Here is an 871-nt window from a genome sequence, read left to right as displayed (position 1 = left end):
CTGCCGGGGATCGTGCCGGACAGGCAACTGGAGCAGGCGTCGGCCGCCACCGAGGCCAGGACCTACGCTGCCGCCCTGGCCGGCCCGGCGCTCGGCGGGGCTCTTTTCGGGCTGGGCCAGGCCGTCCCGTTCCTCGCCAATGCCGTCTCCTACGTGGTCTCGTTCGGCACGGTGAACAGGATCCGGGGGCAGTTCCGCCCGGAGAACGCGGCCGAGCGCAAGGCGTTGTGGCGCGAGGTGGCCGATGGCCTGCAGGTCGTCTGGCAGGTGCCGATCCTGCGCGCGGTAGCGATAACGGCACCCCTGATGAACTTCGCCTTCACCGGCGTGATCTTCACCGTCACGCTCGCGCTGCGTCATCACGGTACCTCCACCGCGGTGATCGGCCTGGTGCAGGCGACCATCGCGGCCGGCGGGCTGCTCGGCGCCATAGTGGCGCCCCGGCTGCAGGGGCGCATGCGCCTGGGAGCCCTGGCCACCACGATCACCCTGGCTGGGGCCCTGCTGTTCGGCGCTGCGGCACCGCTCCTCCCGTCGCCGCTGGTGGCGGCGCCGATCGCCATAGCGCTGCTGCTCGCGCCGGCCGTGAACGCCGCGCTGTTTGCCGTGACGCTCCGCAGTGCACCGGCAGAAATGCGCGGCCGAGTCATCAACACCGTGGTCATGGCGACTACCGCGCTGGCTGCGCTGGCGCCGCTGACCGCTGGACTGCTTGTCCAGCACGTGTCCGGCGCCTGGGCGGTGGGCGCCTTCGCCGCCACGGCCGCCGCCGCGGCAGTGCTGTGCCTGATCCTGCCAGGTTTGCGGCATGCCGCATGAGCCACACGGATGAAGATTTCGGCAAGGACAACGCAAAATCTATCCCAGTCGG

The 871-nt window shown here is 70.8% G+C and carries 1 protein-coding gene; it reads left to right on the top strand.

The window, feature by feature from the left end; all coding sequences use genetic code 11:
* On the top strand, positions 1-819 hold an 819-nt coding region (locus tag AC5LSR_RS19575), incomplete at its 5' end, for an MFS transporter (protein ID WP_493468788.1).
* Between the last annotated feature and the right edge of the window lie 52 nt (positions 820-871).

The organism is Protofrankia sp. CiP1_Cm_nod4 (assembly GCF_982290645.1).
The sequence above is the reverse complement of the archived record's forward strand: the minus strand, read 5'-3'. Positions and strand labels throughout refer to the sequence as shown.